The following is a 16,696-nucleotide window of genomic DNA, read 5'->3' as shown; positions in this document are numbered from 1 at the left end:
CATGCAAAAGCAAGACAGTATCAATGTTATGGGAGGTGTCCTCGCCCCCTGTTCAAGAAACCCCATAACCGGCTTTTTCCGCGACGGCTCGTGCAATACCTGCCCCGAAGATCAAGGCAGCCACACCGTCTGTGCGGTGATGACAGCCGAGTTTCTGGCGTTCTCAAAATATGTCGGCAACGATCTGAGCACGGCACGGCCCGAATTCGACTTCCCGGGCCTCAAGCCCGGTGACAGCTGGTGCCTGTGCGCCAGCCGTTTTATGCAAGCCCAGGACGAGGGATGTGCGCCACAGGTCCATCTTGAGGCCACGCATCAACGCGCGTTAGAGGTCGTGCCACTCGAGATTTTGCTACAGCATAAAACCGAGAAGTGACGGACTACCGGCGGTGTGTCTGATTCACTCGTGCCGGTTCAGAAGGACATTTGCCAGATCAGACTAAAGCTGTAGTTCTCGAACCCGCTTTCGCCGATGCCGTCATAAAACACATTGGCCGCAAGCAAGCTGTCGTTTTCCAAGCGGTAATCAAATCCTAGGTCCGCGCGCGCGCGCGCCGTGTCGCCAATCGGCGTCACACCAGGGACCGTGCCAGTGCCCGACGTTGTGCTCCAAATCCCAGACAGACCACCGGTCAGTTCCATGGCTCCGCGCGACACCTGGATCGGGTGACTGAAATCCATACCCAGCCGCGCCGTGGTCAGGCTGAAATCCTGCTGCGGGATAAGGTTGCCAAGGCTGTCGGTGTAGGTTTCCTGATCATCGCTGGCATAGCTGACATCCAGCAATGGCATCAGTGTCAGTGCACCGCGTTTGATTTCGCCGGTCACACGTGATTGCACCAACCAGCGTTCACTGTCGAAACTGTCAGTATAGGTGCCTAACGGAGATATATCGTTGTCAGCCTGTCCATACAGAACGCGCCCTTCGAAAAACACCGGCTGACTGGGCAACTTGGCCACCACGTAAGGGCCAATCAACCACCCCGTGCCGTCCACGCTGGCCGGTCCGTTTTCTGTTTCGGCATAGTCGAACTGCAACATGGCCCCGATCAAAAGGTTCGAACTGATCCGACGGTGTGCGCCCAGGACAGCCAACGCATAAGAGCTGTCGAAGTCGTCTTGTGAACTCCAGTTGCCGGTCAGATTGAACCAGACCGGGTTGGATGGATCTGTTGCAAAATTCAGATACCCCGAGCCCTGCGTTACGGACGAGTCCAACACGCCCGAACCCGAACGCTGCAAGAACCGGGTCAATCCCGGCTGGTTGGTTGCAAGGCTGGTGGCCCGTGCATTCTGAAACGCCTGAATCAGACGTTGCGTATTTGTCACCGCCTGTGCCGTCGTCACAGTGTTGGAGGCCAGGTTCAGGTTGCCTGCCGCATCGGTGAACACGCCAGCCGGAATGAACAGTTCGATGGTGCCGTTGTTTTGCGGTGTCAGCGTTGCAACATAGTTGGTCCCTGACCCTGTCAGGGTGGCTGTTGCGTTCGTGACAGACAGATCGCCCACCGTGAAATCTGTGCTGGTCTCACTGAGTGTGATCGATGCTTGAAACGTACCGTTTCCGGTGGCCGTCAGTGCACCGATTGTGGCCGTCGGTTGGGTTGTGTCCACCAGCGTTCGTGTGTTGATGATCTGAGTAGCCGTTACGCCGGACAGCGCGATTTCATAGCGGTACAGCGGTCCGCCAACGGTTTCCTGAGCCGTAAATACCACGCCAAGATACCCATCCGCTGCATATGTGGAATCCGCGCCATCCTGACTAATGATGGTTGCGTTGAGATATCCTAAGTTGGCTAACCCCGCTGGAGTAATGGCTGCCTGCGACTGCACACCATTGTTGAAATAGAAACTGCCACCGGGAACCTGCCCTGATCCGCCCAGAGAAATAAACGCGGTGCCCGACGGCGGAAAGTTGTTGATAAAGATACCGCCGCCGTTTGGTGTCGGAATCGAGGTTATGATGAACCCCCCACCGAGTGCTGCACCTTGTTTGGCACCTCCGATCACAAGCACTGAAACCAGAAGTATGAGACCTGCCAGCCTCGAAATCGCGAACCGAACCATGTTACCTCCTAAAGCACCGCGCTAGTGCCAAACATCGGGGCACACTGGGCCAATTCAGCAACCCAAGCGTGTCGTCTCTTATCCCAACACCATAGAGACTTCCCCGGAACCGGCCCTCAAGAACCGCTTTACAAAACGTTAAATCAATTGTGTGAAGTTGTATAGAATGTGAAGCGCCTCAACCGGTCAGTAATGGCTACGGATTTGGTCGGCAGATAATGAGACGTGCGTTCGAAAAATTGTCGAACCCGTTGCTTTCGCAAATTTTAGGCGATGATACGGCGGGCAACATCTAATAATGGTCCGATCGCGCCTAGGCACTCGATTTCGCTAAGAGTCAACAAAATTGCAACAGTTTTCGCCACCTCCGCACACTATCCCGCATCAGGAAACATGAGCCTACGAAACCAATACGAAAGCTTATGGGCGTGCGACTCAAATAATTCGCGCAATCAACTAAAAGGCGATTATATTGGACAGCAGATCGGCAAAGAAAAACCGGGGTGCAGGACCCCGGTTTCATGTTAACCGACTGTGCGACCTTCGGTGTCAGACATGTCGAAGTTCAGATACTTCGCTACGGTCTGAACATCCTTGTCGCCTCGCCCACACATGTTCATGCAGATCAGGTGATCCTTGGGCAGATCAGGCGCAATCTTCATCACATGAGCCAGCGCGTGGCTGGGCTCCAATGCCGGAATGATGCCTTCGGTCGTACAACACAGCTGGAACGCCTCAAGCGCCTCTTTGTCGGTGATCGAGACATAGTTTGCGCGACCAATGTCATTCAACCAGGAATGCTCAGGACCGATTCCTGGATAGTCCAGACCAGCCGAAATCGAATAGCCCTCAAGAATCTGACCATCGTCATCCTGCAACAGGTAGGTGCGGTTGCCATGCAGTACACCCGGACGTCCGCCGGTGAGAGAGGCGCAATGCTCCATCTTTTCGTTCACACCTTTGCCACCGGCCTCAACACCGATGATGTTCACCTCCTTGTCGTCAAGGAACGGATAAAACAAGCCCATCGCGTTCGACCCACCGCCAATAGCAGCAATGATCGTGTCGGGCAGACGGCCCTCGGCCTTCATCATCTGCTCTTTCGCTTCCTTACCGATGATCGACTGGAAATCGCGAACCATCGCCGGATACGGGTGCGGACCAGCCACTGTGCCGATGCAGTAGAACGTGTCGCGCACATTGGTCACCCAATCGCGCAGCGCGTCGTTCATCGCGTCCTTGAGCGTGCCACGACCCGAGGTTACCGGGATCACCTCGGCCCCTAGCAGACGCATCCGGAACACGTTCGGGGCCTGACGCTGCACGTCATGCGCGCCCATGTATACGATGCATTTCAGACCAAACTTGGCGCAGACAGTGGCCGTGGCCACGCCGTGCTGCCCTGCCCCGGTTTCCGCGATGATCCGGGTCTTGCCCATGCGCCGCGCCAGAATGATCTGACCCAACACGTTGTTGATTTTGTGCGCGCCGGTATGGTTCAGCTCATCGCGCTTAAGATAGATTTTCGCGCCGCCCAGATGCTCGGTCAGGCGTTGCGCAAAATACAGCGGCGAAGGACGGCCCACGTAGTTCGCCCAAAGATCATCCATCTCGGCCCAGAAGGTGGGATCATCCTTGGCTTTGTCATATTCCTCTTCTAGCGACAGGATCAGCGGCATCAGTGTTTCGCTGACAAAACGCCCGCCGAAGATGCCAAAGCGCCCCTGTTCGTCAGGGCCGGACATGAAGGAATTGAAAAGATCGTTGGCCATGGGTGTCTCCCTCGTCGTATCCGTTGTTCATAGGAGGTGGCCGCGGGATTTGCCATGGGCAAAACGCATCATTCCGCAACCAGCACGTTTTGACGCCAAATCTGAATCGCCTGCTCTGAGGTGGGCACACCGATACACGGAAAATGGTGAAACCTGTTCACATCCGCCAGCCGATCTGCTGCCAGCATGACGCGACGATGGGGGCCGCATTGGGCGTAGGTCAGCATCGCCTCGATATCGTGCCACACGCTGAGTGAAAAATAGAGACCATCCTGCCGGAACACAGCTGCGTGCAGACACAAGGGGTCGCCTTTTGCCTGCCAATACGCATGCCCCGCGCGCCAGAAAAACTCGGGCGCGTTGTACCAATGTTTCAGGGAAACACCACCTATTGCCGCCAACATACTCTATCCCTCCGCATTGAGGGATACGCAGCAATCTCAGAATCAGATCACCGCAAAGCGGCCCCAAATTCGCGGATCAGGGCCGCGTCCTTTACACCCGGTGCGCTTTCAACGCCCGAAGAGACATCGACCTGCCGCGCGCCGGTCATCCTGGCAGCTTCAGCAACGTTCTGCGGTGTAAGACCACCGGCCAGCATCCACGGACGCCGCCAGTATTTCCGACCGGCCAGCAAGCGCCAGTCAAACGACAGCCCATTACCTCCGGGCAGTTCCGAGCCCCGCGGCGGTTTTGCGTCGATAAGCAATTGATCGGCCGCTTCGGAATACAGATCTATTGCGTCCAGATCCTCAGCCTCGGCCACGCCAATTGCCTTCATCACGGGCAATCCAAACCGGTCACGAACCTCAGTTACCCGCTGAGGGGTCTCCTTGCCGTGCAACTGCAACATATCAAGCGGAACTACAGACACGATGCTGTCGAGTTCTTCGTCAGTGGCGTTCACCACCAATGCCACCTTGGCGACGCCCGCTGGAACCATTTGGGTCAGCTCCACAGCCTGCGCAACGTCCAGATGGCGGGGCGACTTCGGAAAGAAAACAAAGCCAACATAGCCCGCACCAGCCTCAACAGCAGCACGCACGTGATCAGGGGCGGTCAAGCCGCAAATTTTGAACCTAACATCAGACATGGGACTAGGGCTCAGCTTGCCTCATCCAGAAGGGCCAGAACGTCATCTTTGCCCTCGTTTTGCTTTTTCTTGAGCTTCTTGACCTCTCGCTCAAGCTTGCGCACTTCGCTTTTCTTCGCGGTTGCGTCACGGCGATGTTTATGTTCACGCATCCATTCCCACAGGAACCCGATGACCAGACCAGCCACAACACCGCCTAAAACCACCAGAAACAACGGAAAGGACGTGCTTAGGTTAAAGCCCAGCAGCTCAGCCAGTGGATCTGGCATCAACTTGAGTTCAACCGATTCAACATTGGCCAGAGATATCGAAATCAGGATAACCCCAAGAGCCCCGAGAAAAGCGTATCGAATATAGCGCATCATAAGGTCAGGCTTTACCGTTCAATCGGTCCCTTAGCAACTTACCAGTTTTGAAAAACGGTACACATTTTTCCTCGACCTGAACAGTTTCACCCGTCCTTGGATTGCGCCCAACGCGCGCATCCCGTTTCTTCACGGAAAATGCACCGAAGCCACGCAGTTCAACACGGTCGCCGCGGGCCATTGCATCGGTGACTTCCTCGAAGACGGTATTCACAATCCGCTCGACATCACGCTGATAGAGATGCGGGTTTTCGTCAGCGATTTTCTGAATCAGTTCTGAACGGATCATGCGTGATACCCTCCCAGGCAGCCGGTGTGTCAGGTCTACTGATTTGACAGTATAGGAAAAAATCCGGAACGGGGGAACGGATACTCTGCGCGCTGAGGCCCTATTTTGCCACATTCTCACAAGAATTTTTGTCGGACAGAGGAATTATCGCAATTAAAGCGCGAACAATATCCCAAATAAGCCAGCGGTTTGGAACATATTGATTCGCAACAAAAACGGCCCCGCGCTGATGCGCGAGGCCGAAAAGCTTGTCTGAGATGCGCCTCGGGCTTAGTCGCCAGACTTCAGCGCTGCACCCAGAATGTCGCCCAGCGACGCGCCCGAGTCGGAAGAACCGTACTGTTCCACGGCCTCTTTCTCTTCGGCGATCTCGCGGGCCTTGATCGACAGGCCCAGACGGCGGGTCTTGCTGTCGACGTTGGTGACGCGGACGTCGACCTTGTCACCGGTCGAGAAACGCTCGGGGCGCTGTTCGGCACGGTCACGCGACAGGTCGGAACGACGGATGAACGACTTCATGCCTTCGTACTCGACCTCGATGCCGCCATCTTCGATCGCGGTCACCTCGACGGTGATAACCGAGCCACGTTTCACGCCGCCCACGGCTTCGGCGAACTTGTCACCGCCCAGGGCTTTGATCGAAAGCGAGATACGCTCTTTCTCGACATCCACTTCCGAGACAACCGCCTGAACGACGTCGCCTTTGCGGTAGTTCTGGATCGCATCTTCGCCACGCTCGTCCCAGGACAGGTCGGACAGGTGAACCATGCCGTCGATGTCGCCTTCGAGGCCGATGAACAGACCGAATTCGGTGATGTTCTTGACTTCGCCTTCGACCTCGGTGCCCTCGGGGTGTGTTTCTGCAAACACTTCCCACGGGTTGCGCTGAGTCTGCTTCAGGCCCAGAGACACGCGACGCTTGGCGCCGTCGATTTCAAGAACCATGACGTCGACTTCTTGGCTGGTCGAAACGATCTTGCCGGGGTGGACGTTTTTCTTGGTCCAGGACATCTCGGATACGTGCACCAGACCTTCGACACCGGCTTCCAGCTCGACGAACGCGCCGTAGTCGGTGATGTTGGTAACGCGACCCTGATGAACCGAGCCCAGCGGGTACTTGGCAGCAACCAGATCCCACGGATCTTCCTGCAACTGCTTCATGCCCAGGCTGATGCGGTGGGTTTCCTTGTTGATCTTGATGACCTGAACCTTGATGGTTTCGCCGATCGTCAGGATCTCGGACGGGTGGTTGACCCGACGCCATGCCATGTCGGTGACGTGCAGCAGGCCATCAACACCGCCCAGGTCAACAAATGCGCCGTATTCGGTGATGTTCTTGACGACACCCTCGACGGTCTGACCTTCGGACAGGTTGCCGATAACTTCGGCGCGCTGTTCGGCACGCGATTCTTCTAGGATAGCGCGACGCGACACAACGATGTTGCCACGGCGGCGGTCCATTTTCAGAATCTGGAACGGCTGCTTCAGACCCATCAGCGGGCCAGCGTCGCGCACGGGGCGAACGTCAACCTGCGAGCCGGGCAGGAACGCAACTGCGCCACCCAGATCGACGGTGAAGCCACCTTTGACGCGACCAAAGATTGCACCTTCGACGCGCTGGTCGTCGGCATATGCTTTTTCCAGACGGTCCCATGCCTCTTCACGGCGGGCCATCTCGCGTGAGATGACGGCTTCGCCACGGGCGTTTTCTGCAGCACGCAGGTAAACTTCGACCTCGTCACCTACAGCGATTTCAGGGGCTTCGCCGGGATTTGCGAATTCTTTCAGATCAACGCGGCCTTCCATTTTGTAGCCGACGTCGATGATGGCTTGGCCGGCTTCGATCGCCAGAACCTTGCCTTTGACAACAGAACCCTCTTCGGGCGTGTCCATTTCGAAGCTTTCGTTCAGGAGGGCTTCGAATTCCTCCATGGTTGTATCAGCCATCTGGCAGTGTTTTCCTTTACATACGTTTTTACTGGCCGAGCGGTTGTCTCCGCCGGTCTTGTTTCATGATGTCTTCAAGCGTGATCCGGTGCGCCCCTGAGCAAACAAACACAAAGGGCCGAGGTAACCCGGCCCTGCTCAGAAACGTCATCCGGACGTTGACCGCCCTTGTATCGACAGCGCGCGTATAGGCGGATTCCCCGGTATGTGCAAGGGCAAAGCCCATGTTTTCAAGGTTCGGCAGGTCTTTGCGAGTGCTCAGTCCAGCTTTTGGCGCTCCAAACACCGGCATCGCGCCGTAGCATCGCCCGCTCGATTTCATTCAAACGCATCACGGCTGCGGTTGGGTTGCGCGCGCCGCCGGCCCTGTTCCAGATTTTCCGAGCCGAAGCAGGGCACCACGGTAACCTCGCCGAGGCAAGCCACTGCCGCAACCGCGGCGGTAAAGAGTCGTACATTTTCATTGGCGGCAACTGCCGCCTCCGACGTTTAAGGCCCGTTCGAAGGTTTTTGCCGTACCTACGGCCTTGGTCTGCCTGTCTTTGCACCGCGCACACTCCCTAAGTTCAAAATGTGATTACATTACAATTTAAGGGCGCACAAGAACCTGTTCCAATACTCGTAAAGCCCACGGGAAACAAACAAAAGGCGGGGTTTTCGCCCCGCCCTTCATTTTTTTTGAAAATACTCCACGCGCCGAGCGCAAAGACTCCTTAAAACAACTGCAAATCCTTCGCACCGCTTTGAATTTCGGCAAAGTTTGGCATGTTCTGGATCCTAACAGGCGCTGGTGCGGTGCCCGGCATCGCAACAGTTGGCTGCGCAACCTTCCCCTTACCAAAGGACGGACGCTCCAGCTCTCCGCGGATATCGCGCAACAGTGTTTTGTGATCCGGCATTGATCTGACGATTTGTGCAAGATCCTCTTTCGCGCGCTGCATACCCTGATACCAGATCACCTTCTTCAACGGTCGCACACGATCCCGGATGCCTGGCCCATAGCCAGTATTATAGACTTGCTTGCCCAAAAGAACCGTCTGATACACGCGATGGTCAAACAGTGTGGCAAACTCGACATCGTGATCCATCGGCAGGCGGTGCTGCCATAGCTCCAGATTCTCGGCCAACCGGTCCGGCACCTTCATCTGTGTCCGCGCGTCGATCCAATATTGATCATCCGTACGATTGCCCAAGCGATAATGCAGGCAGATGAATTCCAGCACTTCGTTATAAAGCTTGTCCATCTGCCGGTTGTATCTTGTCCGCAGCGAAGGTTCGATTTCGCGGGTTGGCAAATGCTCGGCGAACCAGCGCACCGCATGATCAATCATATGGATCGCGGTACTCTCAAGCGGCTCAATGAATCCGCCGGACAGACCGATGGCGACACAGTTCTTGACCCAGGCATTGCGCACACGTCCAACGCGCATCGGAATGATGCGCGGCGTCAAACCCTTACCGCTGTCCCCCAGCCATTCGAGGTACTCATCCGCGGCCTGATCATCGGTTCGATGCGCCGATGAGAACACATACCCCGTCCCCACACGGTTGTAGAGCGGCACCCGCCATGTCCAGCCTGCGCCAAGTGCGGTGGACCGTGTCAGGCTCTCAATCTTCTTCGGGTTGGGATGCTCGATCTGCAACGCCATGGCGCGATCGTTGGGCAGGTAATCCGAATAATCCAGAAACGGCTCGCCAAGCGCCTTGTTGATGATCAACCCGCGGAACCCAGTGCAGTCGACAACCATCTCGATGTCGTGGCGGCCCCTGCGCTCCAGCATTAGGTGACTGACGTTGCCCTGTTCGTCCAGTTCAACCGATTGCACTTCATCCCGGATATGTTCAACACCCCGCTCTGTGCAGACCTTGGTAAGCATCCCTGCAAATTTCACTGCATCCAGATGGTAAGCGTAGCCAAACCGCTGTTCAAATTCGGGCTGACCTAATTGACGCGCGCCTTTGCACAGCCGCCCCAGATCATCATGCGGCGAGATTGATTGGGTAAAGTCCCGATCCCCGTTGCCGAAACGCAGGAAATACTCGGCGGCATCCAAACCCTCCAACATCTGACCGTGGGCAAAGGGATTCACATAGTCGATAAGATTGCCCTTTTGGTCCTTGTTCCAATTGCAGAACTTAACGCCCAGTTTGAACGATGCGTTGGTCTCGCGGAAAAAATCCCGCTCTGTAATGCCTGCTTGGCGCAGCGTGACCGGCATGCGTGGCACCGTGGCCTCGCCCACCCCGACGGTCGAGATATTGGGGCTTTCGATAAGACAGATGCGCGGGCGATCCTTCTGCGAGGACGTGCGGGCAAACACCATGTCCAGGATCAGCGCGGTCATCCAACCTGCCGTACCGCCGCCGACGATGGTGATCTCATTCAAACGATTATTCATGTGGTTTTGTCCCTGTTGGCTTGGGGGATTTCATAGCTGCCTCCCCCTTTATTGGGGGTTTCTTTGCAGCATTCCCTTTTTGCTTGAAGGAAACTATAACAGCTTTCCCGCGTCCATCTAGGGCTTATGATGCCACTTGCGTACGCATTTCAGCCCGTCCACTTTCGCAGGTCAAAAAAGCACGCTTTTCTCCCGAGACACAAAACCCGGCGAAATGCTCGATGTCGATGTTTCACCTTTACCGCGGCGGCTTATGAGAGAAACTCGGGTCTCAGGAACTGCACAGGTTCAAAGCGCGGGTCAGATTTCTTCGCCCTTCTTCAGAAGCTCTTCGATCAGAGCGCGTTGCAGATCCGTGCTGTCGCCCCCTCCGAATTCGGCGGCGCCACCCGAGTACAGCGTTCCAAACGTCTTTGCGATGTTCACGGTCTGGGCCAGCCCCGATATCAACTGTTCCTTTTCCAACAACGACAAGGGGTGAATGAAGGCAGCCCACAATGTGCCATTTGCGATCGCGTAACGTGCGTCCAGTGTGCTGTCGAAATTGGCCTGCATCATCCGGACCAATTCTTCTTGCGACAGTGTCTCGGCACTACGGATCGAGACCATCGCGCGCATGCGGTCGGCATTGATGTCGGTAATCACCAAAACCTGAACATCCGCCACAGTCATCTGGAATCCGGGGCCGAATGGTTGCGCTTCGGGGTCCAGAGCAAACAGGATGTTGCCCAACCGCTCATAGGTCATCGGTGGCTCAATGTTCGGGGTTTCAGCTTCGCCCTCCTGCGCGACAAGACGCCCGGCGGCGAAGATCAGGATAAAAGCTAGTCGGATCATGAGGTCACTCCTGCAGGCACATCTTCACCATACGCACTGGAATTCACACAAACCAAACAAAGCTTAGTGAACGCACTCCTCCCGTCATTCAAAGACTTGTACGATCTGCAATATCTGGCGGCCTATCTGCGATTACACGTCCGCAATTGACCGACTAACTATGTTTCATCGGCCACTGACCCAGCCGATTTGAACGCAGAATCAAAAAAAGGAAACGTGTAATGAAACATATCCTCTTCACCGCCTTGGCAACCGCAATCGCCTTGTCCACCCCGGCCTTTGCCGCTGACGAAATAAACGTATCCAACGGCATCTCGGCCGCAGGCGCGCCGCTGGCCGCACACGGTGTCGATCTGGTTGCACTGGTCAACGATGGGAACCCGGTCGAGGGTTTTGCCACTCACTCTGCGACCTATAACGGTGCATCCTACTATTTCACCACGGCCGCCAACCTGGAAGCGTTCGAAGCAAACCCGGTGGCTTACTTGCCGCAGCATGGCGGGTTCTGCTCGTTCGGCGTGTCAGTCGGCAAAAAGTTTGACGGTGATCCCGATCAGTATCTGGTTGCAGACGGCAAGCTGTACCTGTTCCTGAACGCTGAAACCCGCGCGGCCTTTCTGAAGGACGTCGTCAGCACCGCAAAAACGGCCGACGACCAGTGGGCAAACATCAAAAGCGTCGCCGTGGGCGAGCTGTAAGAGCCAACCCTTTGCCCGCAGCGTTAGCGCGTCGCGGGCAATTTTGCATTGATGGCGCCTAGCGCTTTTGCCAATGCGGCCTCGATGCTCAGGTCGGTCGTGTCCAACTGAACCGCATCATCGGCAGCTTTCATCGGAGCGGTGCTACGCTCAGCATCGCGCGCGTCGCGTTCTTTGACATCTGCCAGAACCTGATCGCGCGTCACATCAGCACCTTTGGCGCTAAGCTCAAGATACCGCCGTTCAGCACGCACTTCGGCACTGGCCGTTACAAAAAGCTTTATCTCGGCATTTGGACAGATCACCGTCCCGATGTCGCGCCCGTCCAGTACCGCCCCGCCTGCCCTGCGTGCAAAGGCGCGTTGAAAATCCACCAACGCGGCGCGGACCTCGGGAATGACTGCCACTTTAGACGCCGCCTGAGCGATATCGGCGGTGCGCAGATCGCCTTGCTCCAATTCCTCGGCGGTCAAAGCCTTTGCCGCTTCCACCGGATCGACCCCCGTCAAGACACGCCGACCTACCGCACGGTAGAGCAGCCCAGTGTCCAGATGTGCAAACCCAAAATGCGCCGCAACGGCTTTCGAAATCGTGCCTTTACCCGCAGCCGCAGGCCCGTCAATCGCGACCGTGAAGCTCACGTGCGCTCAACCTTTGCACCCAGCGACGCCATTAACGGTTCAAAAATCGGGAAAGACGTGGCAATCGGGCCACCATCATCTACGCTTACCGGCTTCTGCGCGCCCATGCCCATCACCATGAACGACATGGCAATGCGGTGGTCCAGAAAGCTTTCGCAGGTGCCGCCACCTGGAATGTTGCCAATGCCCAGACCTTCGACCGACCACCAATCCTCACCCTCGTTTACCGTCACTCCGTTTGCGCGTAGACCGCGTGCCATGGCGTCGATCCGGTCGCTTTCCTTCACCCGCAGCTCTTTTACACCGCCCATCATCATGGTGCCAGTGGCGTTTGCCGCAACCACGGACAGAACAGGGTATTCATCGATCATCGAGGCCGCACGCTCTGGCGGTACGGTGATCCCCTTCATGTTCGGCGAGTACTTTGCGCGCAGATCGGCAACAGGTTCGCCGCCTTCTTCGCGCTCATTCTCATAGGTCAGGTCTGCACCCATCTCGCGCAATGTGGTGAAAAGGCCAGCACGGGTCGGGTTCAGCCCGATGCCAGGCACCAGCACATCTGACCCCGGAGTGATCAGCGCAGCACAAACCGGGAAAGCAGCGCTTGACGGGTCGCGCGGTACGGCGATGACCTGTGGCTTCAACTCGGGGCGACCTGTCAGAGTGATGACACGGCCTTCATCGGTGTCTTCCACCGTGATCTCAGCGCCGAACCCGACCAGCATCCGCTCAGAGTGGTCGCGGGTTGCTTCCTTCTCGATCACAACTGTTTTGCCGGGGGCATTCAATCCCGCCAGCAACACGGCGGACTTTACCTGCGCCGAGGGTACCGGCACTGCGTATCGCACCGGTACTGGGTCCGCTGCACCAACGATGGTCATCGGCAGACGTCCACCGGACCGACCAACCGATTGCGTGCCGAACAGGGCCAGAGGGTCAGTCACCCGCGCCATCGGACGTTTGTTCAGGCTGGCGTCGCCGGTGAAGGTCGCCGAGATCGGAGAGGTTGCCATCGCGCCCATGATCAGGCGCACGCCAGTACCTGAGTTACCACAGTCGATCACCTGATCCGGTTCGGCAAATCCACCAACGCCCACGCCATGCACGGTCCATTCCCCGCCACCGTGGTCCGTGACCTCTGCCCCAAAGGCCCGCATCGCCTTGGCGGTATCCAAAACGTCTTCGCCCTCCAGCAGGCCCGAGATCTTGGTCTCACCCACAGCCATGGCGCCAAGTATCAGCGACCGGTGCGAGATTGACTTGTCACCGGGCACTTCGGCCGTGCCGGTCAGCGGGCTGCAGGGATGCGAGGTCATGGGGATGGGCGTGCCGTGTCCAGACATGGGGGCTCCTTTTGCGCTATCAGCTCAAGGCGAATTAGCGAATTGGAGCGGGTTGGTCCAGCGACAATGAGTGCGAAGCTGTCTCTCAGACCTCTCCCAGCCATTTCGCCGGATTTTCTTCGGCGATCTGCCGGAAAATTTCCTCGCCCAAGATGTTCCGCAACCGGAAACAGACCGCTCTCTCTGACAGCGTTTCCTGCCGGGTCATGTAGTAATCCGATCCAAATAGGACGCGGGACCTGAGACGCTCACTTTCTTCATCCTCACCGGTCAGAAAAATGCGCAGGAAGGGGGCGTAGTCCTCGAACTGGAACAGTGTGTAAGAGATGTCAGTCCAAAGACCCGGATAGTTTCTGCTGCCAATCATGTGCCGGATTGCCACCTGCCAATTCCGGTTGAATGCGTCGTCCAGCGGGTTCTTGCGATCCGGATTTACATAGGCATCCCAGTCCCGCTGACCGCCGAAATGCGCCAGGCAAATGCGAAGCTTGGGATGCGCGCGCATTACGGGAACAAACGCCTCTGGCTCGGTATAGCGGTCAGCCCAATAGTCCGAAAGATAGCGCCCTTGAACGCCACCGCGTGAACAGTGGGACATCACCGGCAAGTTCAGTTCCTCTAGCCGCGGATAAACATGCTGCATCAGAACCGGATCGTCCGGCGCAAACCCCAACCGCGGATAGAGCTTCAGACCGCGAAACTTCAGGCCATCAATGGCACGCCAGAGTTCTTTCGCCTGAGGGTCAGCCCGCGGGTCAATCGTTGCAAAGGGTATCACAGAGCGGCCGACCTCGGGGTCGCCGGACAGCTTCGCCAATTCGTCATGTTGCGCGCTCAGCGGAACCGCTGGTGCGCCGAACCCAAAGGCTGACATCTCCATTGGCAGGACGACAAAGCGGGTGCCGCTCGGATAGTGTCGCCTCAGGTTGTCCAGAATATCACGCTGGCTGCCCGCATCCGTTTCCCGCTGAAAGCGATAGAGCCTGTCCAGTTTCTCGGCAACTGTATGCTGACCAATCAGGCGGGCACCAAATGCAAGGCCCTTGATCAACCAGGGCATCTTCTTGAATGGCTTGAGCGCCGGATAGGGGTAATCCTCTGGCACATGGCGCGCATGAAACAGGTGCGTGTGGCAGTTCGTGATCCGAATATCAGACATGGCAATCCTAGGCAAAAAGCTTTGCTAAAATTATCTACATCAAGCACAGCCTAGCATAGCGTCCAGGATTACAGAAATTTGAAACAGATCAGGACTCAGTCCTACGGAAGGTCAGATAATGCGGCACCCGCCCCTCACGCAGGGCCTTTTGTTCATAGCGGGTAGAAATCCAATCGTCCCAAGGTTCACGCCAGTCAGCTGGGCGTTCCGCCAACCATTCAAAGCCCGCGCGCGGAACTTCTTCTAGCGTCTGGCGCACATAGTCGGAAATATCTGTGGCAACCCGAAAGATCGACCCGGGTTTCAACACCTTCGCCAATGGCTCCAGGTGTTCGGGTGTCACAAAACGGCGACGATGGTGTCGGGTCTTGGGCCATGGGTCCGGATACAGCAGAAAGGCACGTGAGATACTGGCTTCGGGCAGGACATCGAACAAATCGCGCGCATCGCCGGGATGCACGGCGAGGTTTTCGACGCCCGCCTGCCGGATTTTGCCCAACAACATGGCAACGCCATTGATGTAAGGCTCTGCCCCGATGACGCCGATATCCGGGTTGCTTTGCGCCTGATGCACCAGATGCTCGCCGCCGCCAAAGCCCACTTCAAGCCAGACAGGCTTGCCACCAAACAGACCATCCAAGTCCAATGACTTGCGTTCGGGGTTGGATTCCCAATCCACTGCGCCAGGCGACAGCGCTGCCAGATCTTCGTTCAGATAGGTCTTTTGGCTGGGCTTCAGGGTCTTGCCCTTGAAGCGGCCATAAAAATTCCTGCGCGGGCGTTGTGGGGTCTCGGTGCTCATGGCGGTGGCCATACTGCGCGCGCCTTAGCGTTGCAAGTGCGAGCCGCACGTGCAAAGAAAAAGCGCGCCCCAGAGGGCGCGCTTTATTGCTGTTCAGATCAGACTGCGGCTTTCAGCGCGTCAACAAGATCAGTACGTTCCCAGCTAAAGCCGCCATCTGCATCGGGTTCACGCCCGAAATGGCCGTAAGCTGCGGTGCGCTGATAAATGGGCTTGTTCATTTGCAGCTGCTCACGAATGCCGCGCGGGGTCAGATCCATGACCTGTCCAACGGCTTTTTCGATAATTGCATCTGCAATCTGACCTGTTCCATGCGTGTCTGCATAGATGGACAGCGGTTTGGAAACGCCAATCGCATAGCTTAGCTGGATCGTGCAGCGCTCTGCCATACCGGCAGCCACAACGTTCTTGGCCAGATAACGCGCTGCATAAGCTGCCGAACGGTCAACCTTGGTCGGGTCTTTGCCCGAGAACGCGCCGCCGCCGTGCGGGGCCGCGCCACCATAGGTGTCCACGATGATCTTGCGACCGGTAAGACCTGCGTCGCCGTCCGGGCCGCCAATCACAAATTTACCCGTTGGGTTCACGTGCCATTCGGTATCAGCAGACAACCAGCCTTCGGGCAGAGTTTCGCGGATATACGGCTCGACGATTTCGCGGATGTCATCAGATGTCAGCGCCTCATCCAGGTGCTGCGTCGACAAAACGACCGAGCTGACGCCAACCGGCTTGCCATCACGATACACGACGGACAATTGCGACTTGGCATCCGGACCCAGCGCGGGTTCGGCACCGCTTTTGCGCACTTCGGCCAGACGCCGCAAGATGGCGTGCGAATACTGGATCGGTGCAGGCATAAGCGCAGGGGTTTCGGTTGTGGCGTAGCCGAACATGATGCCCTGGTCGCCTGCCCCTTCATCCTTGTTGTCCGCAGCATCGACGCCCTGCGCGATGTGAGCGGATTGTTCGTGCAGCAGGTTTGTCACCTCAACCGTTTCGTGATGAAACTTGTCCTGCTCGTAGCCGATGTCTTTAATACAATCACGGGCAATCTTTTCGATCCGGCCCATATAGTCGTGCAGCTTGTCTTTATCCGACAGGCCGACTTCACCGCCAATAACGACGCGGTCAGTTGTGGCAAAGGTTTCGCAGGCCACGCGTGCTTCGGGTTCTTCATTCAGAAATGCGTCAAGGACGGCGTCCGAAATGCGGTCACAGACCTTGTCGGGGTGCCCTTCGGAAACGGACTCCGAAGTAAATGTGTAGTTCTGTCGGGACATAAAT

At 56.8% G+C, this 16,696-nt stretch carries 17 protein-coding genes; 2 read left to right on the top strand and 15 right to left on the bottom strand.

Annotation, left to right across the window (positions count from 1 at the left end; genetic code table 11):
* Window position 1: 1 nt before the first annotated feature.
* Window positions 2-376, top strand: a complete 375-nt coding sequence (locus tag ALB80_RS05890) for a DUF2237 family protein (protein ID WP_050603115.1) — start codon at window positions 2-4, stop codon at window positions 374-376.
* A 38-nt stretch (window positions 377-414) separates the two neighbouring features.
* Here the strand turns inward: ALB80_RS05890 and ALB80_RS05885 are convergent, their stop codons facing one another.
* From ALB80_RS05885 to ALB80_RS05840, 10 genes are all read right to left on the bottom strand, one after another.
* Window positions 415-2,067, bottom strand: coding sequence for an Ig-like domain-containing protein (locus ALB80_RS05885; RefSeq protein ID WP_050603114.1), 1,653 nt, complete (start codon window positions 2,065-2,067; stop codon window positions 415-417).
* A gap of 524 nt (window positions 2,068-2,591) precedes the next feature.
* The gene (gene trpB / locus ALB80_RS05880; protein WP_050603113.1) at window positions 2,592-3,839 is read right to left on the bottom strand and encodes a tryptophan synthase subunit beta; all 1,248 of its coding nucleotides are present in this window, start codon (window positions 3,837-3,839) and stop codon (window positions 2,592-2,594) included.
* A 68-nt stretch (window positions 3,840-3,907) separates the two neighbouring features.
* The gene (locus tag ALB80_RS05875; RefSeq protein ID WP_050603112.1) at window positions 3,908-4,243 is read right to left on the bottom strand and encodes a hypothetical protein; all 336 of its coding nucleotides are present in this window, start codon (window positions 4,241-4,243) and stop codon (window positions 3,908-3,910) included.
* 47 nt (window positions 4,244-4,290) lie between these two features.
* Window positions 4,291-4,932, bottom strand: coding sequence for a phosphoribosylanthranilate isomerase (locus tag ALB80_RS05870; protein WP_050603111.1), 642 nt, complete (start codon window positions 4,930-4,932; stop codon window positions 4,291-4,293).
* An 11-nt stretch (window positions 4,933-4,943) separates the two neighbouring features.
* Window positions 4,944-5,294, bottom strand: a complete 351-nt coding sequence (locus ALB80_RS05865) for a lipopolysaccharide assembly protein LapA domain-containing protein (protein ID WP_050603349.1) — start codon at window positions 5,292-5,294, stop codon at window positions 4,944-4,946.
* A 7-nt stretch (window positions 5,295-5,301) separates the two neighbouring features.
* Window positions 5,302-5,586 (bottom strand): integration host factor subunit beta, encoded by a 285-nt coding sequence (gene ihfB, locus ALB80_RS05860; protein ID WP_050603110.1) that lies wholly within the window; start codon window positions 5,584-5,586, stop codon window positions 5,302-5,304.
* A gap of 270 nt (window positions 5,587-5,856) precedes the next feature.
* Window positions 5,857-7,533, bottom strand: a complete 1,677-nt coding sequence (gene rpsA / locus ALB80_RS05855; protein ID WP_050603109.1) for a 30S ribosomal protein S1 — start codon at window positions 7,531-7,533, stop codon at window positions 5,857-5,859.
* Between the two features lie 230 nt (window positions 7,534-7,763).
* Window positions 7,764-8,081 (bottom strand): DUF6525 family protein, encoded by a 318-nt coding sequence (locus tag ALB80_RS22615; RefSeq protein ID WP_256364015.1) that lies wholly within the window; start codon window positions 8,079-8,081, stop codon window positions 7,764-7,766.
* 165 nt (window positions 8,082-8,246) lie between these two features.
* Window positions 8,247-9,932 (bottom strand): tryptophan halogenase family protein, encoded by a 1,686-nt coding sequence (locus ALB80_RS05845; protein WP_050603107.1) that lies wholly within the window; start codon window positions 9,930-9,932, stop codon window positions 8,247-8,249.
* Window positions 9,933-10,232: 300 nt separating this feature from the next.
* A complete protein-coding gene (locus ALB80_RS05840) occupies window positions 10,233-10,769 on the bottom strand; it encodes a hypothetical protein (protein WP_050603106.1) in 537 nt (178 codons plus the stop codon).
* A gap of 221 nt (window positions 10,770-10,990) precedes the next feature.
* On the opposite strand from ALB80_RS05840, the gene ALB80_RS05835 reads away from it, so the two are divergent.
* The gene (locus ALB80_RS05835) at window positions 10,991-11,467 is read left to right on the top strand and encodes a YHS domain-containing (seleno)protein (RefSeq protein ID WP_050603105.1); all 477 of its coding nucleotides are present in this window, start codon (window positions 10,991-10,993) and stop codon (window positions 11,465-11,467) included.
* 23 nt (window positions 11,468-11,490) lie between these two features.
* On the opposite strand, the gene cmk is transcribed toward ALB80_RS05835, so the two are convergent.
* The 5 genes from cmk to metK form a co-directional block, all read right to left on the bottom strand.
* The gene (gene cmk / locus ALB80_RS05830) at window positions 11,491-12,108 is read right to left on the bottom strand and encodes a (d)CMP kinase (RefSeq protein WP_050603104.1); all 618 of its coding nucleotides are present in this window, start codon (window positions 12,106-12,108) and stop codon (window positions 11,491-11,493) included.
* Window positions 12,105-13,451, bottom strand: a complete 1,347-nt coding sequence (gene aroA, locus ALB80_RS05825) for a 3-phosphoshikimate 1-carboxyvinyltransferase (protein ID WP_050603103.1) — start codon at window positions 13,449-13,451, stop codon at window positions 12,105-12,107. Before aroA ends, cmk begins: the two co-directional genes overlap by 4 nt.
* An 85-nt stretch (window positions 13,452-13,536) precedes the next feature.
* Complete coding sequence (locus ALB80_RS05820; RefSeq protein ID WP_050603102.1) at window positions 13,537-14,610, bottom strand: amidohydrolase family protein; 1,074 nt, start codon at window positions 14,608-14,610, stop codon at window positions 13,537-13,539.
* 88 nt (window positions 14,611-14,698) lie between these two features.
* Window positions 14,699-15,424: a tRNA (guanosine(46)-N7)-methyltransferase TrmB gene (trmB, locus tag ALB80_RS05815; protein WP_050603101.1), complete on the bottom strand. Its 726-nt coding sequence runs from the start codon at window positions 15,422-15,424 to the stop codon at window positions 14,699-14,701.
* An 86-nt stretch (window positions 15,425-15,510) separates the two neighbouring features.
* The gene (gene metK, locus ALB80_RS05810) at window positions 15,511-16,692 is read right to left on the bottom strand and encodes a methionine adenosyltransferase (protein WP_050603100.1); all 1,182 of its coding nucleotides are present in this window, start codon (window positions 16,690-16,692) and stop codon (window positions 15,511-15,513) included.
* Window positions 16,693-16,696: the final 4 nt, after the last annotated feature.

Origin of the sequence: Ruegeria sp. 6PALISEP08, from assembly GCF_001238295.1 — a bacterium.
Classification (GTDB): domain Bacteria; phylum Pseudomonadota; class Alphaproteobacteria; order Rhodobacterales; family Rhodobacteraceae; genus Ruegeria.
This window is presented reverse-complemented; position numbering and strand designations above follow the sequence as displayed.